The following is a 3,133-nucleotide window of genomic DNA, read 5'->3' as shown; positions in this document are numbered from 1 at the left end:
CACCTCGTCGTCCGCCGGTCGGACCACCACCACCGGCGCAACCTCCGACGGCACCTCCGCCAGCGACTCCACCTCCACGAACTCCGGAGCAGCCGCGCTCTTCACCGGCACCCAGTCCACCCGGAACAGCCCGTCCCGAGCCGCCGCCGACTCCCCGCTCGACACCGCGCGCAGGGCCAGCGACCCCACGGACGCCACCGGCAGGCCCTCGGCGTCGGCGACCGCCACCGCAACGGACTCCTCGCCGGTCCGGGTGACGCGCACGCGCACCGAGGACGCCCCGGAGGCGTGCAGCGACACGTCCTCCCACGAGAACGGCACGACGCCGTGCGGCATCCCGTTGACGGCCGTCACGTGCAGGGCGGCGTCGAGCAGCGCCGGGTGCAGACCGTAACCGGCGCCCTCGGTGCCCTCCGGCAGGGCGACGTCGGCGAAGACCTCGTCGCCGCGCCGCCAGGCCGCCCGCAGGCCCTGGAACACCGGGCCGTACGCGTAGCCACCGTCGGCCATGCCCTCGTACAGCCCGGTCAGGTCGACCGCCTCGGCACCGGCCGGCGGCCACACGGACGCCTCGAACGCGGCGCGCGTCTCCCCCACGGCCAGGACGCCGCTCGCGTGCTGGTCCCAGGCGCGGCCGTCGGCGCCCTCGGGCCGGGAGGCGACGGTGAAGGTGCGGCGGCCGTTCTCGTCGGCCGCGCCGACCCGCAGTTGCAACTGGACGCCCTCACGCTCGGGCAGGACGAGCGGCGCGGCCAGGGTCAGTTCCTCGACGCGGTCGCAGCCGGCCTCGTCCCCGGCGCGGACGGCCAGTTCGAGGAACGCGGTGCCGGGCAGCAGGACGTTGCCGCGCACCTCGTGGTCGGCGAGCCAGGGGTGGGACTGCCGGGAGAGCCGGGACGTGAACAACAGGCCGTCGTCGTCGGAGAGTTCGAGCGAGGCGGTGAGCAGCGGGTGGCCGGCGGTGTCGAGGCCCGCGGCGCCGAGGTCACCGGCGGTCGCGGGGACGGTCACGGGCCAGTAGCGACGGTGCTGGAAGGCGTAGGTCGGCAGGTCGGCCGGGCGGACGGCAGTGCCGGCGAAGAGCGCGGCCCAGTCGACGGGCGCGCCGGTGACGTGCAGGCGCGCGAGCGCGGTCAGGACGGTCGTTTCCTCGTCCTGGTCCTTGCGGAGGACGGAGGCCGACACGGCCTCGTCGGAAAGCGAGGAGGCCGCCAGTGCCGTCAGGACGCCGTCGGGGCCGAGCTCCAGGAAGCGGGTGACGCCGGCGGACTCCAACGCACGCACGCCGTCGGCGAAACGGACGGCTTCGCGGACGTGGCGCACCCAGTAGTCCGCCGAGCACAGCTGCTCGGGAGCGGCTGCCTCCCCCGTCAGGTTGGAGATGACCGGGATCGAAGGAGCAGCGTACGTCAGCCCGTCGAGGACGGCGCGGAAGTCCTCCAGCATCGGGTCCATCAGTGGCGAGTGGAACGCGTGCGAGACCCGCAGCCGGGTCGTCTTGCGGTCGGCGAAGTGCGCGCGGACCGCCGCGACGGCCTCCTCGCTACCGGAAACGACCACCGACGAAGGCCCGTTCACGGCGGCGATCGACACGAAGTCACCGAGCAGCGGCAGGAGTTCGTCCTCCGTCGCCTGCACCGCCAGCATCGCGCCGCCCGAAGGCAGCGCCTGCATCAGCCGGCCACGGGCGCTCACCAGCGCGCACGCGTCGGCGAGCGAGAACACCCCGGCCACGTGCGCCGCCACCACCTCGCCGATCGAGTGCCCGGCCACGAACTCCGGCCGCACGCCCAGCGATTCGACCAGTCGGTAGAGCGCCACCTCGACGGCGAAGAGCGCCACCTGGGCGTACTCCGTCCGGTTCAGCAGCTCCTCGTCCGATCCCCAGACGACGTCCCGAAGCGGGAGGTCCACCGCCCCGCACACCTCGTCGAAGGCCCGAGCGAACACCGGGAAGCGTTCGTGCAACTCCCGGCCCATCCCCAGCCGCTGCGACCCCTGCCCGGAGAACAGGAACGCCGTCCCACCGCCCCGGACCGCGCCCTCGACGACGCCGCCCGAGCCCGCCGCCAGCGCGTCGAGCCCACGCAGCAGCCCGTCCCGGTCCGAACCGACCACCACGGCACGGTGGTTGAGCATCGACCGGCTCGTGGCCAGCGCCGCCGCGACGTCCGCGACCGGCAGGTCCGTCGCGGCCTCGCCCAGCCGGGCGGCCTGGGCGCGCAGCGCGTCCGGCGTCCGGCCGCTCAGCACCCACGGCACGACGGCCGGGACCGGGGCAGCCTCCGCGGGCTCCTCCGCCGCAACCTCGTCCGCCTGCTCCAGGATCACGTGCGCGTTGGTCCCGCTGATGCCGAACGCCGAGACGCCCGCCCGGCGCGGACGCCCGGTCGGCGGCCAGTCGCGGGCCTGCGTCAGCAGCTCGACGGCGCCCGCCGTCCAGTCCACGTGCGAGGACGGCTCGTCGACGTGCAGGGTGGCCGGCAGCATCCCGGCGCGCAGCGCCATGACCGTCTTGATGACACCCGCGACGCCGGCCGCCGCCTGGGCGTGGCCGATGTTGGACTTGACGCCGCCGAGGTAGAGCGGCCGGTCCGCGGGCCGGTCCTGCCCGTAGGTCGCGAGCAGGGCCTGGGCCTCGATCGGGTCGCCCAAGGTGGTACCCGTGCCGTGGGCCTCGACCGCGTCGACCTGGTCGGGGGTGAGGCGGGCGTTGGCGAGCGCGGCCTGGATGACGCGCTGCTGCGAGGGGCCGTTGGGGGCGGTCAGGCGGCTGCTGGCGCCGTCCTGGTTGACGGCGGTGCCCCGGACGACGGCGAGGACCTCGTGGCCCAGGCGCCGGGCGTCCGAGAGCCGCTCGACGAGCAGGACGCCGACCCCCTCGGCCCAGGAGGTGCCGTCCGCGGCCTCCGCGAAGGGCTTGCAGCGCCCGTCGGGGGCGAGGCCGCGCTGGCGGGAGAACTCGGTGAACAGGCGGGTGGTCGGCATGACGGCGACGCCGCCGGCGACGGCCATCGAGCACTCGCCGGCGCGCAGCGCGCGCACCGCGAGGTGGAGGGCGACGAGCGCGGAGGAGCACGCGGTGTCGACGGTGACGGCCGGGCCCTCCAGCCCGAGGGTGTAGGCGATGCGG

1 protein-coding gene is annotated in these 3,133 nt (G+C 75.3%); it reads right to left on the bottom strand.

The window, feature by feature from the left end; translation table 11 throughout:
* Window positions 1-3,133: type I polyketide synthase (locus ACFVWU_RS44635; RefSeq protein WP_387632402.1), on the bottom strand; the 3,133-nt coding region annotated here is incomplete at both ends.

Source organism: Kitasatospora sp. NPDC058190 (genome assembly GCF_042883685.1).
Taxonomy (GTDB): Bacteria; Actinomycetota; Actinomycetes; order Streptomycetales; family Streptomycetaceae; genus Kitasatospora.
Note: the sequence above shows the minus strand (reverse complement) of the source record. Positions and strands in the feature narration are given on the sequence as shown.